The sequence below is a fragment of the Halomonas sp. 141 genome, from assembly GCF_002810305.1.
In the GTDB taxonomy this organism is placed as follows: domain Bacteria; phylum Pseudomonadota; class Gammaproteobacteria; order Pseudomonadales; family Halomonadaceae; genus Vreelandella; species Vreelandella stevensii.
Genome location: NZ_PINZ01000027.1, coordinates 1 through 20,392, shown reverse-complemented (window position 1 = coordinate 20,392; position 20,392 = coordinate 1). Strand labels below are relative to the sequence as shown.

The window sequence follows — 20,392 nt, the reverse complement described above, 5'->3', positions numbered from 1 at the left end:
GCCCCATGGCCTAAACTTGAAGTTATCCCGTGGCGCCCCCACATTTGGGGGCCGACTCATACACAGCCTGCCCCGCTGCCGCTTTTACGCCCAAGGACACTCCCATGTTTCAACGCCTGCGCGAAGACATCAACAGCGTATTCGACCGCGACCCAGCGGCACGCAACTTTCTCGAGGTCTTGACCAACTACCCGGGCCTGCATGCCCTGCTGCTGCACCGTTGTGGCCACTGGCTATGGAAGAAGAACTTCAAGTGGCTGGCGCGCACGCTGTCGACGTTCTCCCGCTGGATGACCGGCATCGAGATTCACCCCGGCGCCACCATTGGTCGGCGTTTCTTTATCGATCACGGCATGGGCGTGGTGATCGGCGAAACCGCCCAAGTCGGCGACAACGTGACGCTCTATCAGGGGGTTACCCTGGGCGGCACCAGCTGGAATAAGGGCAAACGCCACCCCACCCTGGAAGATGGCGTGATCGTCGGGGCTGGTGCCAAAATCCTGGGGCCGTTCACGGTTGGGGCCGGTGCCAAGATTGGCTCCAATGCCGTGGTCACCAAAGAGGTGCCCGCAGGCGCAACGGTGGTCGGCATTCCCGGCAAGATCGTCAAGCGCGCCGAGCCCGATATCGAGGAAGCGCTGGATATCGACCCGGCCCGACGCGAAGCCATCTGCCAGAAATTCGGCTTCGATGCCTATGGCGTTAGCCAGGACATGCCCGACCCAGTGGCACGCTCCATGCAGGCCATGCTGGACCATATGCACGCGGTGGACGAGCGTATCGAGCGCATGTGCTCTACCCTGCGCAAGCTGGATGCCAGCTACCGTGACGGCCAACTGCCCGAACTGAGAGATGAGGACTTCGCCGACATTCTGGATGAGGCCGATACCGGCTGCCCCGGGCTGGGCAAGACGCGCAGTGAAGCAGTGGATACCGCTGATGACGCCAACCGCCGTCCCAATAGTTGACCAAAGCACTCAGGATTTCCATAATGGCGTTACACTTGCCGCCAGTGCGCTGAGGCTCAGCGACGAGGTACCTGTTATGCGCTTGACGACCAAAGGCCGATACGCCGTTACCGCCATGCTGGATCTGGCGATCAATACGCCACAAGGCCCCACCAGCCTTGGCGATATATCCCAGCGCCAGGAGATCTCGCTCTCGTATCTGGAGCAGCTGTTTGCGCGGCTGCGGCGCAGCGGGCTGGTCTCCAGCGTGCGTGGTCCGGGCGGCGGTTATCTTCTTGCCAGACCTGCCGCCGAGATCAGCGTGTCCCAGGTCATCGATGCGGTCAATGAAACCGTCGATGCCACCCGCTGCCAGGGGCTTTCCGACTGCCAGCAGGGCGACACCTGCCTGACCCACCACTTGTGGTGCGAACTTTCGGGTCAGATACGCCACTTTCTGGATGACGTGACGCTGGCGCAGCTGATGCAGCGCCCGGACGTCATTCGTATTGCCGCTCGACAGAAGCAGCGCGCCGACGCCGGGATCCTTGCTTCGTCCCCCTGACGCCACTCACTGCCCGTTGGAAATCAAGCCCATGACCGCCACACCCTCACTGCCCATTTACCTCGACTATGCCGCCACCACGCCGGTAGACGAGCGTGTGGCCGAGGTAATGACGCGCTACCTGACCGTCGACCAACTGTTTGCCAACCCGGCATCGCGCAGCCACATGCTGGGCTGGCAGGCAGAGCAGGTGGTGGAGCAGGCACGGCGCCAGGTGGCCGACCTGATTCATGCCGACCCCCGCGAGATCGTGTGGACCAGCGGTGCTACCGAAGCCAACAACCTGGCGCTGATCGGCTTCATGCGCGCCAATCGCCAGCGCGGCATGCACCTGGTCACTTCGTCCATCGAACACAAGGCCGTGGTGGATACCGCCAGGGCGCTGGAAAGCGAAGGCTTCGAGGTCACCTGGCTCAAGCCCCAGCGGGACGGGCGCATCACCCCCGAACAGCTGCGCGAGGCCATGCGCGATGACACCGCCCTGGTGTCGCTGATGGCAGTGAACAACGAGCTGGGCAGCATCAACGACATCGCGGCGCTGGCCGCCGTGGCCCACGACTTTGGCGCGGCCTTCCATACCGATGCCGCTCAGGCGGTAGGACGCATCCCGCTGGACGTGGTCGAACAGCACATCGACTTGATGTCGCTGTCTGCCCATAAAGCCTATGGCCCCAAAGGGGTGGGCGCTCTGTACGTGAAACGCCACCCGGACATACGTGTCGAAGCGCTGATTCACGGCGGCGGTCACGAGCGTGGTATGCGTTCCGGCACCCTGCCCACCCATCAGATTGCGGGTATGGGAGAAGCCTTTGCCGTCATGCAACAGCAGCAGACCCAGGATCAGGCCCATGTTGCCACCCTTCGCGAGCAGTTGCTGAATGGCCTGAGCACACTGGACGGCGTCATCCCCAACTCGCCCCAGCAGCACGGGGTGCCCAATATTCTCAATCTCGCGTTCGAGGGCGTCGATGGCGAAGCGCTGTTGATGGCTCTGCGCGACGTCGCCGTGTCCACGGGCTCCGCCTGCAATTCGGCCAGCGTCGATCCCTCTTACGTCCTGCTGGGCATCGGTACGCCTCGTCGGCTGGCGCTCTCCTCGCTGCGCTTGAGCTTTGGGCGGTTTACCCAGCCAGCCGATATCGACCACGCACTGACATTATTGCACCACGCCGTCAGCGGCCTGCGTGCTTCGGCGCGCCAGACCACTACGCCTGGCCGCTGACCGACCGACTTTTCAAGGAGAGTGCTCCATGGCAACGCTTAACATTTCCCCCGCCGCCGCCGAGCAGATCCACCGCGTCCTCGAAGAGCGCGGCAAGGGGCTTGGCCTTCGGGTATCCGTCAAACCCAGCGGCTGTTCGGGCTACAGCTACGTGCTCGACTTTGCCGACGAGGCTCAGCCGGATGACGTGCACTTCGAGTCCCACGGGGCCAGCGTCTATGTGGCCACCGATGCTGTCGAGATGCTGGACGGCAGCGAAGTGGATTACGTCAGCGAAGGGCTCAATCGCTTCTTCCGCTTCAACAACCCCAACGTCAAGGATCAGTGCGGCTGCGGTGAAAGCTTTACCGTTTAAGCACTCTTTGACGTCACTCATCGGTATTCATCCCCTGCGTGAGACGCTATAATCGCGGCCACTCGGCCTGCGGCATAGCCTATGGACGCAGCCGGACATACTTCTCTGTGCCGCCCAGGCTTGCCGGGGCGGCAATTTCTGCTTTATCCCTTTCCAGGAGATTTCTGCATGGCGATTGAACGTACTCTTTCCATCATCAAGCCCGATGCCGTGGCCAAGAATGCCATCGGTGACATCATCGCACGCTTCGAAAAGGCTGGCCTGAAAGTGGTCGCGGCCAAGATGCTGCACCTTTCCGAAGAGAAAGCCGGTGGTTTCTACGCCGAGCACAAAGAGCGCCCTTTCTTCAAGGATCTGGTCGGCTTCATGACCTCTGGTCCGGTCGTCGTACAGGTGCTGGAAGGGGAAGGCGCCATTGCCAAGAACCGTGAACTGATGGGGGCTACCAACCCGAAAGAAGCCGCTCCGGGCACCATCCGCGCCGACTTCGCGGAAACAATCGACGCCAACGCTGTCCATGGTTCCGACTCAGCCGAAAGCGCTGCACGCGAAATTAGCTACTTCTTCGGTAACGACGAAATCTGCCCGCGCTAAACCAGCGCTGCCGTTTCAACATTCGTTGCCGGCCATTTTTGCGGGGGCCTGGCCCCCGCCTCTTTCTGAACGCTGACCGCCATGACTACCACTGCCGCCCCATCATCACCGTCTTCCCTCGCCACGCCTGACCTTGCCTCGCAGGCGGAGCCCGCACGCCAGAACCTGCTGGGGCTTTCCCGTGAGCAAATGGAAGTCTTCTTTTCCTCCATTGGTGAGAAGAAATTCCGTGCCACCCAGGTCATGAAGTGGATCCACCAGGAGGGCGTCGATGACTTTGCCGTGATGACCAACCTGTCCAAACCGCTGCGCGACAAGCTCGCTCAGGTGGCCGAGATTCGCGGCCCAGGCGTCGTGTATGAAGGCACCTCCAGCGACGGCACGCGCAAGTGGGTGCTCGAAGTGGAAGATGGCAGCTATGTCGAGACGGTGCTGATCCCGGCAGAGAACGGTAAACGACGCACCCTGTGCGTATCGTCACAGGTCGGCTGTTCGCTGGATTGCAGCTTCTGCTCCACGGGCAAACAGGGCTTCCAGCGTAACCTGACGGCTGCAGAGATCATTGGCCAGGTGTGGGTAGCGCAACGCAGCGTCGGCCCTCGGCGGGACACCGCCAACCGTCCGGTGACCAACGTGGTCATGATGGGCATGGGCGAACCGCTGTTGAATTTCGACAACGTCGTGCCCGCCATGAAGCTGATGCTCGACGACAACGGCTATGGCCTCTCCAAGCGCCGCGTCACCCTGTCCACCTCGGGCGTCGTGCCGATGATGGATAAACTCGGCGATGAGATCGACGTCAGCCTGGCGATTTCGCTGCACGCCTCCACCGATGAGCTGCGTAACGAACTCGTCCCGATCAACCGCAAGTACAACATTCGTGCCTTGCTGGATGCCTGTCATCGCTATTTGTCCAAATGCCCGGACAATCGTCAGGTGACCATCGAGTACACCTTGATCAAGGACGTGAATGATCAGCAGGAACACGCCGAACAGCTGGCCGCGCTCCTCAAGGAGCTGCCCTGCAAGATCAACCTGATTCCCTTTAACCCGTTTCCCAATTCGGGTTATGAAAAGCCCTCGCGCAACCAGGTCATGCGTTTTCAGCAATGGCTTTATGACCTGGAGTACAACGCCACTGTCCGTACCACCCGTGGGGATGACATCGATGCCGCCTGCGGGCAGCTGGTCGGACGCGTAAAGGACCGCACCAAGCGCAGTGCGCGCTATATTCAATCGGTTCAACTGGATGCAGACTAAGGCCGCTGTCTTGACTTCCACACAACACAGCGCTTTGATGGACACGTTTTTTTACTAACGTCATTAGTGTGAGCAAGGCCGCACTGTTCAAGAGGACATACATGATCGGTCATCGCAGGTGCTTCTCCTTTTTCAGAGTGCCCATGCTGTCCGTCCTTGCTGGCAGCCTGCTGCTGGCAGGCTGTGCAACCTCGACGCCCACGTTCAATGAAAGCAATCCCGACGCCGCCGATGCCTATGCCCAGCTGGGAGTGGCCTACCTGGAGCGTGACAATCTGCCCCGCGCCCTGAACGCGCTGGATCGTGCGCTGGAACTGGATGCCCGCCACCCAGAGGCACTTCAGGCGATTGCCCTGGTCTATCAGCAGCAGGGGGAGCGTGAGCTGGCCAACCGCTATTTCCAGCAGGCCCTGAACGTCTCGCCCTCGTTCACGCGAGGACGTAACAACTACGCCGCATTCCTGTATCAACAGGGGCGTTACCCGGAGGCCTGCGAGCAGTTGGAAATCGCCTCCGAAGATGCACAATACGCCAGTCGTGCCCAGCTATTCACCAACCTGGGTCAGTGCTACCTGGCGACTGGCGAATTTGACAAGGCGCGCGACCGTTTGCAGCGCGCCCAGAGTATCGACCCGCGCAATACACGCGGGTATTTAATGTTAGCCGAACTGGAAGTTTCGCAGGGCCGCTACGATCAGGCCTGGGAGCCACTGCAAAGCTACCTGCAGCTGGCAGGCCCCGACCCGGCAGCGTTGGAAATGGCGGTAGATATCGCCCTCGCCCGTGGCGACACCGCTACGGCAGACGAATACCAACGCCTGCTGACTCCTTGATCACTGCCCTGACCACCTAATTTTTGAAGGATGCTCAGCCATGAGCGAGACACCGTTACACGATAGCGTTACCCCCACCAGCACCGCTGGCGAACTGCTCTCACGCCAACGCGAAGCGCTGGGGGTGCCCATCAGTGATGCTGCCCGTGTACTCAACCTGCGCACCGCTGTGGTCGAAGGCCTGGAAAAAGACAACTACGAAGAAATTCCCGTCACGGCCTACCGCCGCGGCTACCTACGCTCCTATGCAAAATATCTGGGGCTTGATGAACGGCTGGTACTGGAGGCGTATCAAGCGCGCCACGGGGGCAGTGAGTCCGAACGCAAGGTCACGCCCGTTGCCGTCACCCGCCCACCGTCAAAGGTGGGCGCCTGGCTATTCAAGCTGGTCACCCTGTTGGTGATCGTGGGCCTGATTGGCGTTACCGTCGCCTGGTGGCAGAGCCGTGGTGGCAGCGAACCCCCGAGCATGGGTACGTCTTCCACGCTGGAAGAGGATGCCGCCGACACTACAACGCCCCCACCCGCCGAACCGGTGGTCGAACCTACGCCGGTGGTGATTCCGCCCATGATCGACGAACCCCAGGTCAGCATGGATGACGAAGTCGCCGACACCGACGCCACCGATGCCCCAGCCAAGCCCGCGACCGATGTCGCCGAGGTACAAGCGCCGGAAGCAGAGGCAGAAGACACCGCGCCGGAGCCCATCGCCAACCCCAACCTGCTGGAGTTGACGTTCAACGAGCAGTCCTGGACCGAAATTTTCGATGCCAACAACCAGCGCGTTTTCGTTGGTCTGCAAGCGCCTGGCACCACGGCCAGCGTCGAGGGTACACCGCCTTTTCGTTTGACGATCGGTAATGCCACCGGTGTCGAGCTGCGTTATCAAGGCGATACCGTCAACCTGGCGCAACGTGCGGGTGCCAACAATGTTGCCCGCTTTACCTTGGGAGAGTGACCCGCCCTATGCACGCCCCTTCTCCGATCAAACGTCGCCCCTCGCGCCAGATACAGGTTGGCAGCGTTGCCGTGGGCGGCGACGCCCCGATTGCCGTTCAGAGCATGACCAACACCAACACCCTGGATGTGGATGCCACGGTGGGCCAGATCCAGCAGTTGGAAAAAGCCGGTGCCGACATCGTCCGCGTGTCGGTTCCCGATATGGATGCCGCTGAAGCCTTCGGCAAGATCAAGCAGCGGGTCGACGTACCGCTGGTGGCCGACATCCACTTCGACTACAAGATTGCCCTGCGAGTCGCCGAGCTGGGCGTGGACTGCCTGCGCATCAACCCCGGCAATATTGGCCGCGAAGATCGCGTCCGTGCGGTGGTCAGCGCGGCCCGCGAACACGGCATTCCGCTTCGCATTGGCGTCAATGCCGGCTCGCTGGAAAAGGACCTGCAAAAGAAGTACAGCGAGCCTACGCCCGCCGCGCTGGTCGAATCGGCCATGCGCCATATCGACTACCTGGATCGGCTCGACTTCCAGGAGTTCAAGGTCAGCGTCAAAGCCTCGGACGTGTTCATGGCCGTGGCTGCCTACCGCGACCTGGCCACCCGTATCGAGCAGCCGCTACACCTGGGCATTACCGAAGCGGGTGGCCTACGCTCGGGCACGGTCAAGTCATCGATTGGTCTCGGCATGCTGTTGATGGATGGCATCGGCGATACCATTCGCGTCTCGCTGGCCGCCGACCCGGTGGAAGAGATCAAGGTCGGCTTCGACATGCTCAAGAGCCTGAAGCTGCGCGCCAAGGGCATCAACTTCATCGCCTGCCCCAGCTGCTCACGGCAGAACTTCGATGTCATCAGCACCATGAACCAGTTGGAAGAGCGCCTGGAAGACATCATGACCCCGCTGGATGTCTCGGTGATTGGCTGCGTGGTCAACGGCCCTGGCGAAGCCAAGGAGACCGACATCGGGCTGACCGGTGGATCACCCGCCAACCTGGTCTACATCGACGGCAAACCTGCCAGCAAGCTGCGTAACGACCATCTGGTGGATGACCTGGAAAAGCTGATCCGCGACAAGGTACGCCAGAAAGAGCAGCAGCAAGAGAACATGATTGCACGCAGCGTTTGACACCTGCGTTGCCTGCAACAGGCGGCACGCCTTGCGCCTCGCGCTGCCGCCCAGACAAGGAGTTTTCATTGAGCAAGTCCGCCGCTAAAAAGATTCAAGCCATCCGTGGAATGAACGACCTATTGCCCAGCGACAGCCCTCGCTGGCAATTTTTTGAGGCCAAGGTACGCCACTTGATGCAGCGCTACGGCTTTGAAGAAATCCGTACGCCCATTGTGGAGCAGACCGCCCTGTTTGCCCGTTCCATCGGGGAAGTCACCGATATCGTCGAAAAAGAGATGTACACCTTCGACGACCGCAACGGCGACAGCCTGACCCTGCGTCCGGAAGGCACCGCCAGCTGTGTCCGCGCTGCCATGGAGCATGGCCTGCTGCACAACCAGACCCAGCGGCTTTGGTATCAGGGCCCGATGTTCCGCCATGAGCGGCCCCAGAAAGGACGCTACCGTCAGTTCCATCAGGTGGGCGTGGAAACCTATGGCTTCGACGGCCCGGACATTGATGCCGAAGTAATTCTGCTCTCTGCCCGCTTATGGCAAGAGCTGGGCCTTCTCGAACATGTCACTCTGGAACTCAACTCTCTGGGCTCCAGCGACGCCCGCGCAGCCTACCGCGACAAGTTGGTGGCGTACTTCGAACAGCACCATGCGCTACTGGATGAAGACTCCAAGCGTCGCCTGACCAGCAATCCGCTGCGCATTCTGGATTCCAAGAATCCCGACATGGCCGAGATGCTGAACGCCGCGCCACAGCTGATGGATCACCTGGACGACGCCTCCCGGGAGCACTTCGAGCAGCTCAAGGCCATGCTCGACGCGGCCAACATTCCCTACGTGGTCAACCCGCGCCTGGTGCGGGGCCTGGACTACTACTGCCGTACGGTGTTCGAGTGGACCACCACGGCGCTGGGCAGCCAAGGCACCGTCTGTGCCGGTGGCCGCTACGATGGGCTGGTCGAGCAGCTGGGCGGCAAGCCCACACCTGCCGTGGGCTTTGCCATGGGGATCGAGCGCCTGATACTACTGCTGGAAACGCTCAACTTGGTACCTGATGAGGCCCTAGGCGGCTGCGACGCTTATCTAGTGCCGATGGATGACAGCGCCACCGTGGCAGCTCTCACCCTGGCAGAACAGCTGCGCAGCGCACTGCCCGACCTGCGCCTGCAGCTGCACTGCGGCGGCGGCAGCTTCAAGAGTCGCATGAAAAAGGCCGACAAGAGCGCCGCGCCCATTGCCATTCTGCTGGGTGAAGACGAGCTAGCTCAGCAAACGGCCACCCTGAAATTCCTGCGTGATGACCGTGAGCAGCAGCAGGTCGCCCAGGCCAGCCTTGCCAGCACGCTGAGCGACCTGCTGGCCGCCACACCAGGCAACGCGACCCACTAAACGCTGCCCACCGAGCGTCTCGGGTGGGCGATGCATACCTGTCAGCCGCTGCGGCGGCTGAGTGATTGAATAGGAGGCCGCCCGTGGCGGATCTGAGAAGCGAAGAAGAACAGCTGGACGTTGTCAAGCGCTGGTGGAAAGAGAACGGTACGTCGCTGATTGCCGGCGCGGTGCTGGCTGCCGCCGGTGTGTTCGGCTGGAATGCCTGGCAGAACTACCAGGAAGGCCAGTCGGAAGCGGCCTCTGCCCGCTACCAGCAGCTGGTGACCATCACGGCCGCCAACTCGCTGGAAGAGGAGCAGCTCGCGGCAGCGAGGGAGCTGATCGGTGAACTGACTGACCAGCATGGCCGCACCCTGTATGCCGAGCTTGCCCAGCTGCTGGAGGCCCGCCTGGCCGTACAGGAAGGCGATCTGGCCGCAGCCAAAGCAGCCCTCGAAAGCGTCGCCGACGGCTCATCACGCCGCTATGTCCAGAGCCTGGCCTGGCTGCGTCTGGCACGTATCGAAATCGCTGAAGGCAACCCGGAAGCGGCCTTGGCGCTGCTGGACCAGCCGATCACCGACACGCTGGCCGCCCAACAGGCCAACGTACGCGGCGATGCTCACCTGGCGCTTGGCCAGCCCGAGCAGGCTCGCGAAGCATGGCAAGCCGCGCTGGAGATTGCCCAAACGCAGAACCAGCCGCTTTATGGCGTGCAGTTCAAGCTCGACGATATCGGCGCCGAGGAGGCGAATCAGTGATGACCAACAGCCTGTTAAAACCATGTTTTTCCACTGCGCTGATGCGTGCCACGCTGGGCGCCGTTGCGCTGGCCTTGCTGGCGGGTTGCGCCAGCAAGGGTGAGCCTGCCTACACCCCCAAAGAGCTGCGTAGCTTCAATGAAACCTCATCACTGGATAGCCAGTGGCGGCGCAGCGTTGGCGACGGTTTTGGCCGAGCCCGCTACCCGATTGCACCGGCACGCGAGGGTAATACCGTGTTTGCCGCCGATGCCAACGGCCTGGTAGCCGCCTTCAATGCCCAGAGCGGTGAGCGTGAGTGGCAAGTCGAGCTGGACACTCCCATCTCCAGTGCACTCAACGCCATTGCCGGCCAAGTTTACCTGGGCACCCGCAACGGTGAAGTGATTGCGCTGAGCCAGCGTGACGGCAGCGTGAGCTGGCGTTCGCGGGTGTCCAGCGAAGTGCTGGCCGCTCCCCAGGCCAACCAGCAACTGCTGCTGGTGCAGAGCATCGACGGCCAGATAACGGCCCTGGATCGCGCCAGCGGTGAAGAGCGCTGGGTCTACACCAGCTCTCAGCCTGCGCTGACACTGCGCGGCACCGGCACGCCCATGGTCATCGATCCGGTTACCTTCGTCGGTCTGGCCAATGGTCGCCTGGCCACCCTGGACAACCGCAGCGGCCAGCCCCTTTGGGAAATGCAGATTGCCACACCACGTGGCCGTAGCGATGTCGAACGTCTGGTGGACCTCTCTGGCCAGCCGGTACTGAGCCCGGATGGTCGCCTGTTCGTCACTAGCTACAACGGCCGGGTGGTGGCGCTGGAAGCCACTCAAGGCGGTACGCTGTGGGAAGCCAACATTTCCAGCCGCCACACCCCTATTCTGGTCGGCAACCTGCTACTGGTGGTGAGCGACAATAGCCACGTCATTGCTCTGGATGCCAATAGCGGTCAGGAAGTATGGCGTAATACGGATCTGGAAGATCGCTGGCTGACGCCGCCCGCCTTTGCGGATGGCCGTCTGGTGGTGGGTGACTTCGAAGGTTATCTGCACCTGCTGGATGCCCGTGAAGGCAATCTGGTAGGACGTACCCGCGTCCACAGCTCCGGTATCAGCGTGCGCCCTGTCACTGAAGGCAGCACCATTCATGTCCAGGCCAACAATGGTCGCCTGGAAACCCTGGAAGTCACTCCATGACACCCGTCATAGCGTTAGTGGGTCGACCCAATGTGGGCAAATCGACCCTGTTCAACCGCCTTACCCGCTCGCGCGACGCGCTGGTGGCGGACTTTCCCGGCCTGACCCGCGACCGTAAATACGGCAACGGCATGCTGGGCAACAAGGCCTATACCGTGATTGACACGGGCGGCATCAGCGGCGACGAGGAAGGCATCGACGCCGCCATGGCAGAGCAGTCACTGGCCGCCATCGACGAAGCAGACATCGTGCTGTTTCTGGTGGATGCCCGAGCGGGGCTCAACGTGGCCGACGAGGCCATCGCCAATCACCTGCGTGTCAATCAGAAGAAAACCTGGCTGGTGGTCAACAAGACCGATGGGCTCGAAGAGCACTCTGCCATGGCCGACTTCTGGAAGCTGGGCCTGGGCGACCCGTGGCCCATCGCCGCCGCCCACGGGCGCAACGTGTCGCTGCTCATCGATACCGTGCTGGAACCCTTCCCCGAGCGCGACCCGACCATTCCTGCCGACACCGGCACGAAAGGCATTCGTATCGGTGTGATTGGCCGCCCGAACGTGGGCAAGTCCACGCTGGTCAACCGGCTGCTGGGTGAAGACCGCGTTGTAGTGTTCGATGAAGCAGGCACCACTCGCGATGCCATCGAGATCCCCTTCGAGCGTAACGGCCACCCCTATGTGTTGATCGACACGGCCGGGATACGTCGACGCAAGAACGTGCGTGAAATTGCCGAGAAGTTCTCCATCATCAAGACGCTGGACGCCATCAAGGAGAGCCATGTGGCGGTGATGGTGCTGGATGCCCGCAGCGGTCTGGTCGAACAGGATCTGCACCTGCTGGACTACGTCCTGACCACGGGCCGCGCCCTGGTGCTGGCAGTGAACAAGTGGGACGGGCTGGAAAGCGAAGCCAAGGAGAAGATGCGGGCGGACATCAAGCGCCGCCTGGGCTTCGCCGACTACGCCGAGCTGCATTTCATCTCGGCGCTGCACGGCACCGCCGTTGGCGACCTCTACCCCTCCATCGAGCGGGCCTTCAAGGCAGCCAATGCCCACTGGTCCACCAACCGCCTGACCACGCTATTGCAAGATGCGGTCAGTCAGCATCCGCCCCCCATGGTCAATGGTCGGCGGATCAAGCTGCGCATGGCCCACCAGGGCGGCAGCAACCCGCCCATCATCGTGGTCCACGGTAACCAGACCGAATCGCTGCCCGAGGCCTACCGCCGCTACCTGATCAACACCTTCCGCAAGGTGCTGAAGGTACGCGGCACGCCCATGCGCTTCGAGTTCCGTTCAGGCAGCAACCCTTTCGACAAGATGGCAGGTGCCAGCGACAAGGAGAAAGCCAAGAAACGCGAGCTGAACCGCACCAGGGAAGCCCGCAAGAGCCGCCGCTAGGCGCTGCTCGAAAACTGGCCCCGCCTGCATCGCCCGCCTATATGGCGGGCGATGGCTTTTCGGTTTTTGCGACCAGCGCAACGCTCGGTGCCAACAAATCCGCTTGACAGCCATGGGCGGTGGCCCTCAAATAGCGGCGCTTTCGAGCATCCGCTACACTGACCTTTTGCCCTTTCTCTGGGGGAAACACATGCACCATGCCCTTCGCCGTGGCCGCAGCCTGATTCTGCTGCTGCTCTACTGACCGGCTGCCTTGCGCTGCCACAAACCGGCCTGTTTGCCTTCCGGCTGGCCGTTACTTCTCTGGGAGTCGAAGAGGTACGCATCGGGCCATACAGCGTGAATGCCGGCCTGGATACCAGCGACCTGACTCGCTTACTGGCTTCGAGCCTGGGCGCTGGCAGCCTGCCAGTGCAGGCCACCCTGGCCATGGGCCTGGGGCTACCGGCAGGCATGCCCGCCGTGGAAATGTCCGGGTTTCGCTGGACGCTGGACATGCCGGGCGTCGACCCCGTGCAGGGGCAGTATCAACAGGACGTGACCCTCACCCCAGGCGACGACGCCAACCTGCGCCTGCCGGTGGCGTTCGATATTCTGGCCACCGACACCCAGCGCATGACGCCCATGATCGAGCTGGTCAGCCAGTTGGCAAGCCAGGGGGAACTGCCCCCCGGTAGCGAGCTGGCCATCACCCCCGGGGATCTGCGCGGCCTGGGCATGACGCTGCCCTCCGGCCTGCTGACGCCGACCATCCGCTTGAACGTCGGCGCCGATGGGCAGCTGATTCCTCAGCGCTGATCGACGCGCTGACGCTCCTCTTGCAGCCGCTTGCGGCCCACGTACTGGGCCGCAAACTGCCACGCCGTTCGGCCGCTGCGCCCACCGCGCAGGGTGGCAAAACGTACGGCTTCCGCCCGCGCGCCATCGTCCCAGTCGTTACCGCTACCCGTGCGGTTGACCCAGTGCTCACACACCTCCAGATAAGTTGCCTGGTTGAACGGGTGAAAGCCCAGCCACAGCCCGAAACGGTCTGACAACGAGATCTTCTCCTCCACGGCATCGCCATGGTGCAGCTCTTCGCCTACCAAGCGGCTTCCCTGATTGTCTTCCATCGACTCCGGCAGCAAGTGCCGACGGTTGGAGGTGGCATACAGCAGCACGTTCTCGGGAGGGCCGGTCAAGGCGCCGTCCAGCACGCTTTTCAGCGCCTTGTAGGCATCATCGTTGCCTTCGAACGACAGGTCATCGCAGTACACCACGAAGCGGTGGGGCTGATGGCGCAACTGCTCGACCAGCCGTGGCAGGCTCGCCAGGTCATGGCGGTCGACCTGAATCAGGCGCAACCCTTCACTGGCCAGAGAGTTGAGCAGCGCACGCACCACCGACGACTTGCCGCTGCCGCGGGAGCCCCACAGCAAGGCATGGTTGGCGGGCAGCCCCTGCAGAAAGGCGCGGGTGTTATCGACCAATGCCAGTTTCTGCCTCTCGATGCCCAGCAGGTCGTCCAGCGTCATGCCATCTCGCGGCGGCACCGGCACCAGTTGGCCGCCCAGCGGGTGGCGCTGCCAAATGGCCGCCACATGGGTCTGCCAGTTCACCGGGGTGGGCACTGGCGGCAACCAGTGGTCGATGTGATCGAGTAGCTGCGTCAAGCGCTGGCTTAATTGCGCATCCATGGTGGCCCTCAGAGGTAGGTTATGATAAGAGTTGATTTACCGCTGTCAGTGGTTATCTTGTGTGCAAGGATCCCTTCTCGTCTATTAGGAAACCGTCTATGCGCTGGCTTCGCCCCTTTGCCGTCACCGCTTTGTGCGCCTCTCTGGCTGCCTGCTCCACGTCCCCCACCGGCCGTTCGCAGCTACTGCTGCTCTCGGACGACCAGCTCAATCAGATGGGGCAGCAGGCGTTCGCGCAGTACCAGCGCGACGTGCCTACGGCTAACCAGGCGAGCCACCGCTACGTCCAGTGCATCACCAACGCCATTGTCGACATTCTGCCCGGCGAACAGCGCAATCTGGATTGGCAAATTCGCGTGTTCGAGTCCGAGCAGCCCAACGCCTTCGCCCTCCCAGGGGGCTACATGGGCGTCAATACCGGCATGCTGAACGTGGCCACCAACCAGGATCAGCTGGCATCGGTTATCGGCCACGAGATCGGCCACGTGCTGGCACGCCATGCCAACGAGCGCGCCTCGACCCAAAGCGCCACTTCGCTTGGCCTGTCGGTCATTTCCAGCGCCTCCGGCATGCAAACCCCGGCGGGCCAGCAGTTGATGGGCGTGCTCGGCATGGGCGCCGAGTACGGCATTGCGCTGCCCTTCTCTCGCCGCCATGAAAGCGAAGCCGATGTCATCGGCCTGCAGCTGATGGCACAGGCAGGCTTCGATCCTCGCGAAAGCGTCACTCTGTGGGAAAACATGCAGGCCGCGTCCAGCGGTGGCGCGCCCCCCGTCTGGATGTCGACGCACCCAAGCCAGGGGCAGCGCATCCAGGGCCTGCAGGCCAACATGGAGCCCGCCATGGCCAGCTTCGAAGAAGCTCGCCAAAGCGGCCGCACGCCCAACTGCCCACGCCCCTGATATACGCTCCTGACATTGAGGTTTAGATGATCCGACTGGGTTTACTGCTGCTGGTACTGCCGATTCTGGTGCTGCTGAGCGTCTATTTCTGGGAACTGGGCGACGTGCGCGCCTGCCATCTCGAAGGGGGCTACTGGAACTACCTGGAAAGCGCCTGCCGCGAGACGCCCCAGCCGTTCGTCTCCTGGCTGGAGCGTTCTCCCTTGCTGGTGAACGGCGGCATGCTGCTCTCCGTGGTGGGGCTGATGATGTGCATGGTGGGGTTCTACACCAAACCCCGCTAGCCACCCGTCAATGAGTGTCGAAGCCGCGTGCGCACCTGAGACGTCTCGGGGCGCACGTTGCGCCACAGGAAGAACGACTCGGCGGCCTGCTCGACCAGCATCCCCAGGCCGTCCAGCGGCTGTGCGCCCTGCGCCTCGGCCCAGCGCAGAAAGACCGTGGGCTCGGCCCCGTACATCATGTCGTAGGCCCAGGCACCTTTGGCAAACAGTGTCTCCGGCAGCGGCGGCAGCTCGCCTGATAGGCTGGCACTGGTGCCGTTGATCACCAGATCGAACGGCCCCTCGATGGCCGCGTAACCACTGCCGCTGATTGGCCCCAGGTCGGCGAACGCAGCGGCCAGCTGAGTGGCTTTTTCAGCCGTCCGGTTGGCCACCTGCAGGCAGGCAGGCTTTTCCGCCAGCAGCGGCTCCAGCACACCCCGCACGGCACCGCCAGCCCCCAGCACCAGCAGGCGTTTACCCTTCAACGTCACTCCCTGATAGGCAAGGTCACGTACCAGCCCGACCCCATCCGTGGTATCGCCATAGGTGCGGCCATTGCCGCCGACGATCAGCGTATTGACGGCCTGCGCGCGCTTGGCCCGGTGGCTGAGCGTGTCGCACAGCGCAAAGGCATCGCCTTTGAAAGGCACGGTCACATTGGCACCGCGCCCGCCCGCCGCCACGAAGGCCTGCCAGGCACGGGCGAAGCCGTCGGTGGGTGCCAGCTGCGCGACGTACTCCATGGCCTGCTCGGTCTGGCGGGCAAACTCAGCGTGAATCATCGGAGATTTGGAGTGCTCGATGGGGTTGCCGAACACGCAGTAACGGTCGCTCATGAGGTCTCTCCACGGGGCTGGCGTTGCGATTGAGTCTGGGCCTGAGCTTGAGACGACTGGCCCGCTTCACCCAGCCAGTCACGCGGCACCAGGTAATCGTGCAGTTGCGCTTCGCGGCTGCCCGGCTCGGGAGTGAAAGCGTACTCCCAACGGGCCAGCGGCGGCATGGACATCAGAATCGACTCCGTGCGCCCGCCGCTTTGCAGGCCAAACAGGGTGCCTCGGTCCCATACCAGGTTGAACTCCACGTAGCGGCCACGACGGTAAAGCTGGAAGTCGCGCTCGCGTTCGCCCCACGCGTCCTGCTTGCGGCGCTCGACAATGGGAAGGTAAGCATCCAGAAAGCTATCACCCACCGCGCGCTGAAACGCAAAACACTCTTCAAAGCTGCCTTCGTTCAAGTCATCAAAAAAGAGTCCGCCGACGCCGCGGGTCTCCTCGCGGTGCTTCAGATAGAAGTAGTCGTCGCACCACGCTTTGTAACGCTCGTACACCCCTTCCCCGAATGGAGCGCAGGCATCACGCGCCACGCGATGCCAGTGCACCACGTCCTCGAACACGGGATAGTAAGGCGTGAGATCGAAACCGCCGCCAAACCACCAGACTGGCGGCTCGCCCTCCTTCTCGGCAATGAAAAAGCGCACATTGCCGTGGCTGGTGGGGATATGCGGGTTTTCAGGATGCATGACCCAGGAAACCCCCACCGCATGGAAACTGCGCCCAGCCAGCTCCGGGCGGGCGGCCGTGGCCGACGGGGGCAACTGAGCACCAAAGACATGCGAGAAATTGACGCCGCCCTTTTCGAACACCCGCCCATCGGTCATGACCCGTGAGCGACCGCCGCCGCCCTCTTCACGCTGCCAGCTATCCTCCCTGAACGTGGCCTGGCCATCGGCGGCGCTCAAACCGGCGCACAGCCGATCCTGTAGATCCAGAAGGTAGTGTTTGACGTCGTCGAGGTGTTCGTGGGCCACGGGAGCTCCTGGTGAGATGAATCGTGAATGGTAAGTCATCAACCGTTGATGTCGAGACGCTGATGTCGAGGCACTAGTGGCGCGCTAGTGACTCAGGCACGCATCACCTGGCCGGTCAGCAGGTCTCTGATGGTGCTGGGCTTGGCATTGCCTCCCAGCTCTCCGGCCACGATGGCCGCGACTTCCTCGCCAAAAATGGTGACGACCTCGTCGGCGCTCATGGCGGGTGGGTCACCGGCTCGATTGGCCGAGGTGGACACCAGCGGCCCGCCAAAGGCTTCGCACAGTGCTTTCATCAGCGGGTGGTCGGTCACGCGCAGGGCCACGCTCTGGTGAGCGCCGCGCACGAGGCCATGGCTACGGCCATTATCGGGCACCAGCCACGTATTGGGGCCAGGCCAACTGGCGGCCAGCGGCGCATGCAGCGCCAAGGGTAGCTGGCTCAGCCAGGGCTGGAACTGTTGAATACTGGCCGCCACCAGAATGACGCCCTTGGCCGGGTCACGCTCTTTCATGCGCATCAGGTGCGCCAGCGCCTCGTCATTGTCCGGGTCACAGCTCAACCCCCACACGGCTTCGGTAGGGCAGGCAATCACTCCCCCTTCCCGTAGCGCCTGCACCGCTGCTTTCACGTCAACCGCCGTTTTCATGGACGCTCCTACTGGCTATCGAACCATCAGATCAAGAAAGCAGCATCTTACCATGCTGCGGTCAGCCGAACCCAGCCACCCGCACGCTGGGCCACCTGCCCTTCCAGCTCCAGCATCAACAGCCGCTGCTGACACTCACTGACCGACAGCCCCGTGCTCTGCACCAGCCAGTCGATGGGCGTGGGGGAAGGCCCCAGCGCGTGCAGCAGGCGGTCAGGCGGCGCTGTCTGGGCAGAGTCTGTCTGGGCAGGGTCTGTCTGGGCAGGGTCTGTCTGGGCAGAGGGCGCTGGCGACATCGGCGCGGGGGCCACAGGCGAGGCCTTCTCGGCAGGCGCTTCCTCCGAGGGCGTTAGCATCGGCCAATAATGCGGTGCCCAGTGCTGAAGCTCGGCCAGAATGTCCTCCACGTGGCGCACCAGCGTCGCGCCATTGCGCAGCAGCTGCAGGCAACCACGGGCTTGAACATTATGCAGCGACCCCGGCAGGGCAAACAGCTCTCGCCCCTGCTCCAGCGCCAGCCGGGCACTCACCAGCGAGCCGCTTTTCTCGGTGGCTTCGACCACCAGGGTTCCCAACGAAAGCCCCGTGATGATGCGGTTGCGGCGTGGAAAAAAGGCCGGACGCGCCACGGTGCCCGGCGGGTGTTCGGAAAGCAGCAGCCCGCCGGGCTGGGTGCTCAGCTGCTCGTGCAGCTCGCGGTGGCGCGCCGGATAAATGACGTCCACCCCACACCCCAGCACGGCGATCGAATGCCCACCGGCGGCCAGCGCGGCGCGCTGGGCAACGCCATCGACGCCCAGCGCCATACCGCTGACAATACACCAGCCACGGCTGGCCAGCTCACGGGCAAACGCCTGGGCATGGCCACTGCCTTCGGCGGTCGGTTTGCGGGTACCTACCATGGCCAGGCCCGGGCCCTCCAGCGCCTGCAAATCCCCTTGTGCCCACAGCACCACGGGCGGGTCCGGCAATTGGTTCAGCAGCGCAGGCCAAGCCGGGTGGTCGCGGTGCAGCAGATGACGATGGGGCGCCTTGCCCAACCACACCTCGGTCTCTTCCACCACCTGCTGAAGCGGGCTGCGCTGAGGCTGCGCCAGCCATAACCTGAGGGCATTGGCCGCCGCACTGGGCAGCGCCGCCAGCCAGCCCTGTGGCCACTGGGGCGAGCGGGCCACCAGCTGTGCAATACGGGCTGCGCCCATGCCGGGCAGTGCATTGATTACCAGCCACTCCCTGGCGTCCATCGCCACCTCCTTTTCATCGTTCGAGTACACCTGCGGCGTGACAGGTCATGTACGAAAGCCAGGCTATGTATGAAAACCAGGCCATGTACGAAAACCAGGCTGAGTACGAAAACTAGTGCTGGGGAGTTCTCACCACGTCACCCACGGCCAACACATTGGAAGCCTGCATGACCAACGCATAGCTCATGTGACTGTAGGGTTTGAAGATCATCACGAGACCCGCTTCGGTGGCGGGCAACTGAATCAGCTCCTGGGTGCGCGGGTCGTTGACCACTTCGCCTTGCTGATCGACACGCAAGACATGGCCGGGCTGCAGGCCATCCTGGGTGCCCACATCCAACGCCACGACCTGCAACCGGCCAATGAAGCGAACGCCGCCGGGCACGGCCACGATCCGCCCAGCCACCTGGTTCAGCGGCGCCCTGGGAGTAAAGGCCTCGCTGACCGGAATATCTTCCAGCGGCAGCAGGATGTCGTTGCTGCGCACTTCCTGGTTGGCACGCAGTACTTCGACACGTGAAATATCGCCTTCACTGCTGATGCGCTGCGCTTCGCCGATACTGATCAACTCGTCGCCCAGCAGGGTGCCGTCCGCCGCCAGATAAGGCTCGCCGGGGCGATAGATCCCCAGCCGCTGGCGGGCGGGCAGCTCGCCACGCACATAGAGCGTATCCCCGGCACCGCTGATCAGCCGCTGGTTGTCGCCACCCACCACATAGGCCAGCTCCTGAACATCCTCACCCGGCTCGACCACCCGGTGATCGCGCAAAAAAGAGCGCACCACGTCCATGGGAATGGGCGTGATCGCTTCCCGCTCGGGAACGCTGCGCATTTGTGGCGATAGCCGAACCACGCTTTGGCCACGCTCCAGCGTCAGGCACGACTGTCCATCACTGCGCAGCCGCTCCCAGGCGTGCGCCACTGGGCTCAGCGCCAGCACCGCCAGCAGCACCCCAAACACGCTGTGATACAACGGCTTTCTAGCCACCATCCGTTCTCCCCTCGTTATCCCCTCGTGATCCCCTGGAGATGGTTTGAAGCAGTTGCGGGGGCGCCACGGCGCGGCGCGTGCCCAGGAACGCTTATCGAACATCGCGAAAAACCTCGTACTTCTAGTGCGAGGATGGATAGCGAGGGGCGCGAGAGCGCCCCTGGTCCGGCCTCGATTGTTGCTCAATATACTGCTTGACCATGCTCAGAGGGGCGCCTCCGACACTTCCCGCAAAGTAGCTTGGACTCCACAGCGAGTTCTTCCGGTAGGCGGGCTGCACCAGTTC

Annotated in this window: 23 protein-coding genes; 16 read left to right on the top strand and 7 right to left on the bottom strand. The window is 62.7% G+C overall.

Features of this window, described 5'->3' with window-relative positions:
* Positions 1-104 precede the first annotated feature (104 nt).
* From cysE to CWI66_RS11965, 14 genes are all read left to right on the top strand, one after another.
* On the top strand, positions 105-968 hold the full coding sequence (gene cysE, locus CWI66_RS12030; protein WP_100731803.1) for a serine O-acetyltransferase: 864 nt from the start codon (positions 105-107) through the stop codon (positions 966-968).
* A gap of 76 nt (positions 969-1,044) precedes the next feature.
* Positions 1,045-1,512 carry a Fe-S cluster assembly transcriptional regulator IscR gene (iscR, locus tag CWI66_RS12025; protein ID WP_100731802.1) on the top strand — a complete coding sequence of 156 codons (468 nt, stop codon included), beginning with the start codon at positions 1,045-1,047 and terminating at the stop codon, positions 1,510-1,512.
* Between the two features lie 31 nt (positions 1,513-1,543).
* Complete coding sequence (locus CWI66_RS12020; protein ID WP_100731801.1) at positions 1,544-2,734, top strand: aminotransferase class V-fold PLP-dependent enzyme; 1,191 nt, start codon at positions 1,544-1,546, stop codon at positions 2,732-2,734.
* A gap of 28 nt (positions 2,735-2,762) precedes the next feature.
* Positions 2,763-3,089 (top strand): HesB/IscA family protein, encoded by a 327-nt coding sequence (locus CWI66_RS12015; protein WP_016914918.1) that lies wholly within the window; start codon positions 2,763-2,765, stop codon positions 3,087-3,089.
* 168 nt (positions 3,090-3,257) lie between these two features.
* Positions 3,258-3,683, top strand: coding sequence for a nucleoside-diphosphate kinase (gene ndk, locus CWI66_RS12010; RefSeq protein ID WP_016914919.1), 426 nt, complete (start codon positions 3,258-3,260; stop codon positions 3,681-3,683).
* A gap of 81 nt (positions 3,684-3,764) precedes the next feature.
* Complete coding sequence (gene rlmN / locus CWI66_RS12005) at positions 3,765-4,943, top strand: 23S rRNA (adenine(2503)-C(2))-methyltransferase RlmN (protein WP_026001827.1); 1,179 nt, start codon at positions 3,765-3,767, stop codon at positions 4,941-4,943.
* A gap of 101 nt (positions 4,944-5,044) precedes the next feature.
* Positions 5,045-5,776 carry a type IV pilus biogenesis/stability protein PilW gene (pilW, locus tag CWI66_RS12000; RefSeq protein WP_081195250.1) on the top strand — a complete coding sequence of 244 codons (732 nt, stop codon included), beginning with the start codon at positions 5,045-5,047 and terminating at the stop codon, positions 5,774-5,776.
* A gap of 40 nt (positions 5,777-5,816) precedes the next feature.
* Complete coding sequence (locus tag CWI66_RS11995; RefSeq protein ID WP_081195248.1) at positions 5,817-6,734, top strand: RodZ domain-containing protein; 918 nt, start codon at positions 5,817-5,819, stop codon at positions 6,732-6,734.
* A gap of 8 nt (positions 6,735-6,742) precedes the next feature.
* Entirely contained in the window at positions 6,743-7,858 is a 1,116-nt protein-coding gene (gene ispG, locus CWI66_RS11990) for a flavodoxin-dependent (E)-4-hydroxy-3-methylbut-2-enyl-diphosphate synthase (RefSeq protein ID WP_081195246.1), read from the top strand.
* Between the two features lie 68 nt (positions 7,859-7,926).
* Positions 7,927-9,243, top strand: coding sequence for a histidine--tRNA ligase (gene hisS / locus CWI66_RS11985; protein WP_100731800.1), 1,317 nt, complete (start codon positions 7,927-7,929; stop codon positions 9,241-9,243).
* An 83-nt stretch (positions 9,244-9,326) separates the two neighbouring features.
* Positions 9,327-9,986 carry a YfgM family protein gene (locus CWI66_RS11980; protein ID WP_100731799.1) on the top strand — a complete coding sequence of 220 codons (660 nt, stop codon included), beginning with the start codon at positions 9,327-9,329 and terminating at the stop codon, positions 9,984-9,986.
* Positions 9,986-11,167, top strand: coding sequence for an outer membrane protein assembly factor BamB (bamB, locus tag CWI66_RS11975; protein ID WP_100731798.1), 1,182 nt, complete (start codon positions 9,986-9,988; stop codon positions 11,165-11,167). Before CWI66_RS11980 ends, bamB begins: the two co-directional genes overlap by 1 nt.
* On the top strand, positions 11,164-12,567 hold the full coding sequence (der, locus tag CWI66_RS11970; RefSeq protein WP_081195238.1) for a ribosome biogenesis GTPase Der: 1,404 nt from the start codon (positions 11,164-11,166) through the stop codon (positions 12,565-12,567). The genes bamB and der overlap by 4 nt, the downstream gene beginning before the upstream one ends.
* Positions 12,568-12,744: 177 nt before the next feature.
* A complete protein-coding gene (locus tag CWI66_RS11965; RefSeq protein ID WP_100731797.1) occupies positions 12,745-13,365 on the top strand; it encodes a hypothetical protein in 621 nt (206 codons plus the stop codon).
* Here CWI66_RS11965 and CWI66_RS11960 read toward each other — a convergent pair.
* Complete coding sequence (locus tag CWI66_RS11960; protein WP_100731796.1) at positions 13,356-14,243, bottom strand: ATP-binding protein; 888 nt, start codon at positions 14,241-14,243, stop codon at positions 13,356-13,358. The two genes, CWI66_RS11965 and CWI66_RS11960, sit on opposite strands and share 10 nt — an antisense overlap.
* Before the next feature lie 98 nt (positions 14,244-14,341).
* Between CWI66_RS11960 and CWI66_RS11955 the strand changes: the two genes are divergently transcribed.
* Together CWI66_RS11955 and CWI66_RS11950 are read left to right on the top strand one after the other, a co-directional pair.
* The gene (locus CWI66_RS11955; RefSeq protein WP_100731795.1) at positions 14,342-15,145 is read left to right on the top strand and encodes a M48 family metallopeptidase; all 804 of its coding nucleotides are present in this window, start codon (positions 14,342-14,344) and stop codon (positions 15,143-15,145) included.
* A gap of 26 nt (positions 15,146-15,171) precedes the next feature.
* Positions 15,172-15,429: a hypothetical protein gene (locus CWI66_RS11950; RefSeq protein ID WP_100731794.1), complete on the top strand. Its 258-nt coding sequence runs from the start codon at positions 15,172-15,174 to the stop codon at positions 15,427-15,429.
* On the opposite strand, the gene aroE is transcribed toward CWI66_RS11950, so the two are convergent.
* From aroE to CWI66_RS11920, 6 genes are all read right to left on the bottom strand, one after another.
* Positions 15,426-16,247, bottom strand: a complete 822-nt coding sequence (gene aroE / locus CWI66_RS11945; RefSeq protein ID WP_100731793.1) for a shikimate dehydrogenase — start codon at positions 16,245-16,247, stop codon at positions 15,426-15,428. The genes CWI66_RS11950 and aroE overlap by 4 nt on opposite strands.
* Positions 16,244-17,221, bottom strand: a complete 978-nt coding sequence (gene hemF, locus CWI66_RS11940) for an oxygen-dependent coproporphyrinogen oxidase (RefSeq protein WP_100731792.1) — start codon at positions 17,219-17,221, stop codon at positions 16,244-16,246. The genes aroE and hemF overlap by 4 nt, the downstream gene beginning before the upstream one ends.
* Before the next feature lie 92 nt (positions 17,222-17,313).
* Positions 17,314-17,871, bottom strand: a complete 558-nt coding sequence (locus tag CWI66_RS11935; protein ID WP_100731791.1) for an L-threonylcarbamoyladenylate synthase — start codon at positions 17,869-17,871, stop codon at positions 17,314-17,316.
* A gap of 47 nt (positions 17,872-17,918) precedes the next feature.
* Positions 17,919-19,115 carry a DNA-processing protein DprA gene (gene dprA, locus CWI66_RS11930; RefSeq protein ID WP_100731790.1) on the bottom strand — a complete coding sequence of 399 codons (1,197 nt, stop codon included), beginning with the start codon at positions 19,113-19,115 and terminating at the stop codon, positions 17,919-17,921.
* A 112-nt stretch (positions 19,116-19,227) separates the two neighbouring features.
* Positions 19,228-20,106 (bottom strand): peptidoglycan-binding protein, encoded by an 879-nt coding sequence (locus tag CWI66_RS11925; protein WP_100731789.1) that lies wholly within the window; start codon positions 20,104-20,106, stop codon positions 19,228-19,230.
* A 121-nt stretch (positions 20,107-20,227) separates the two neighbouring features.
* On the bottom strand, positions 20,228-20,392 hold a 165-nt coding region (locus CWI66_RS11920), incomplete at its 5' end, for a transposase (RefSeq protein WP_198517565.1).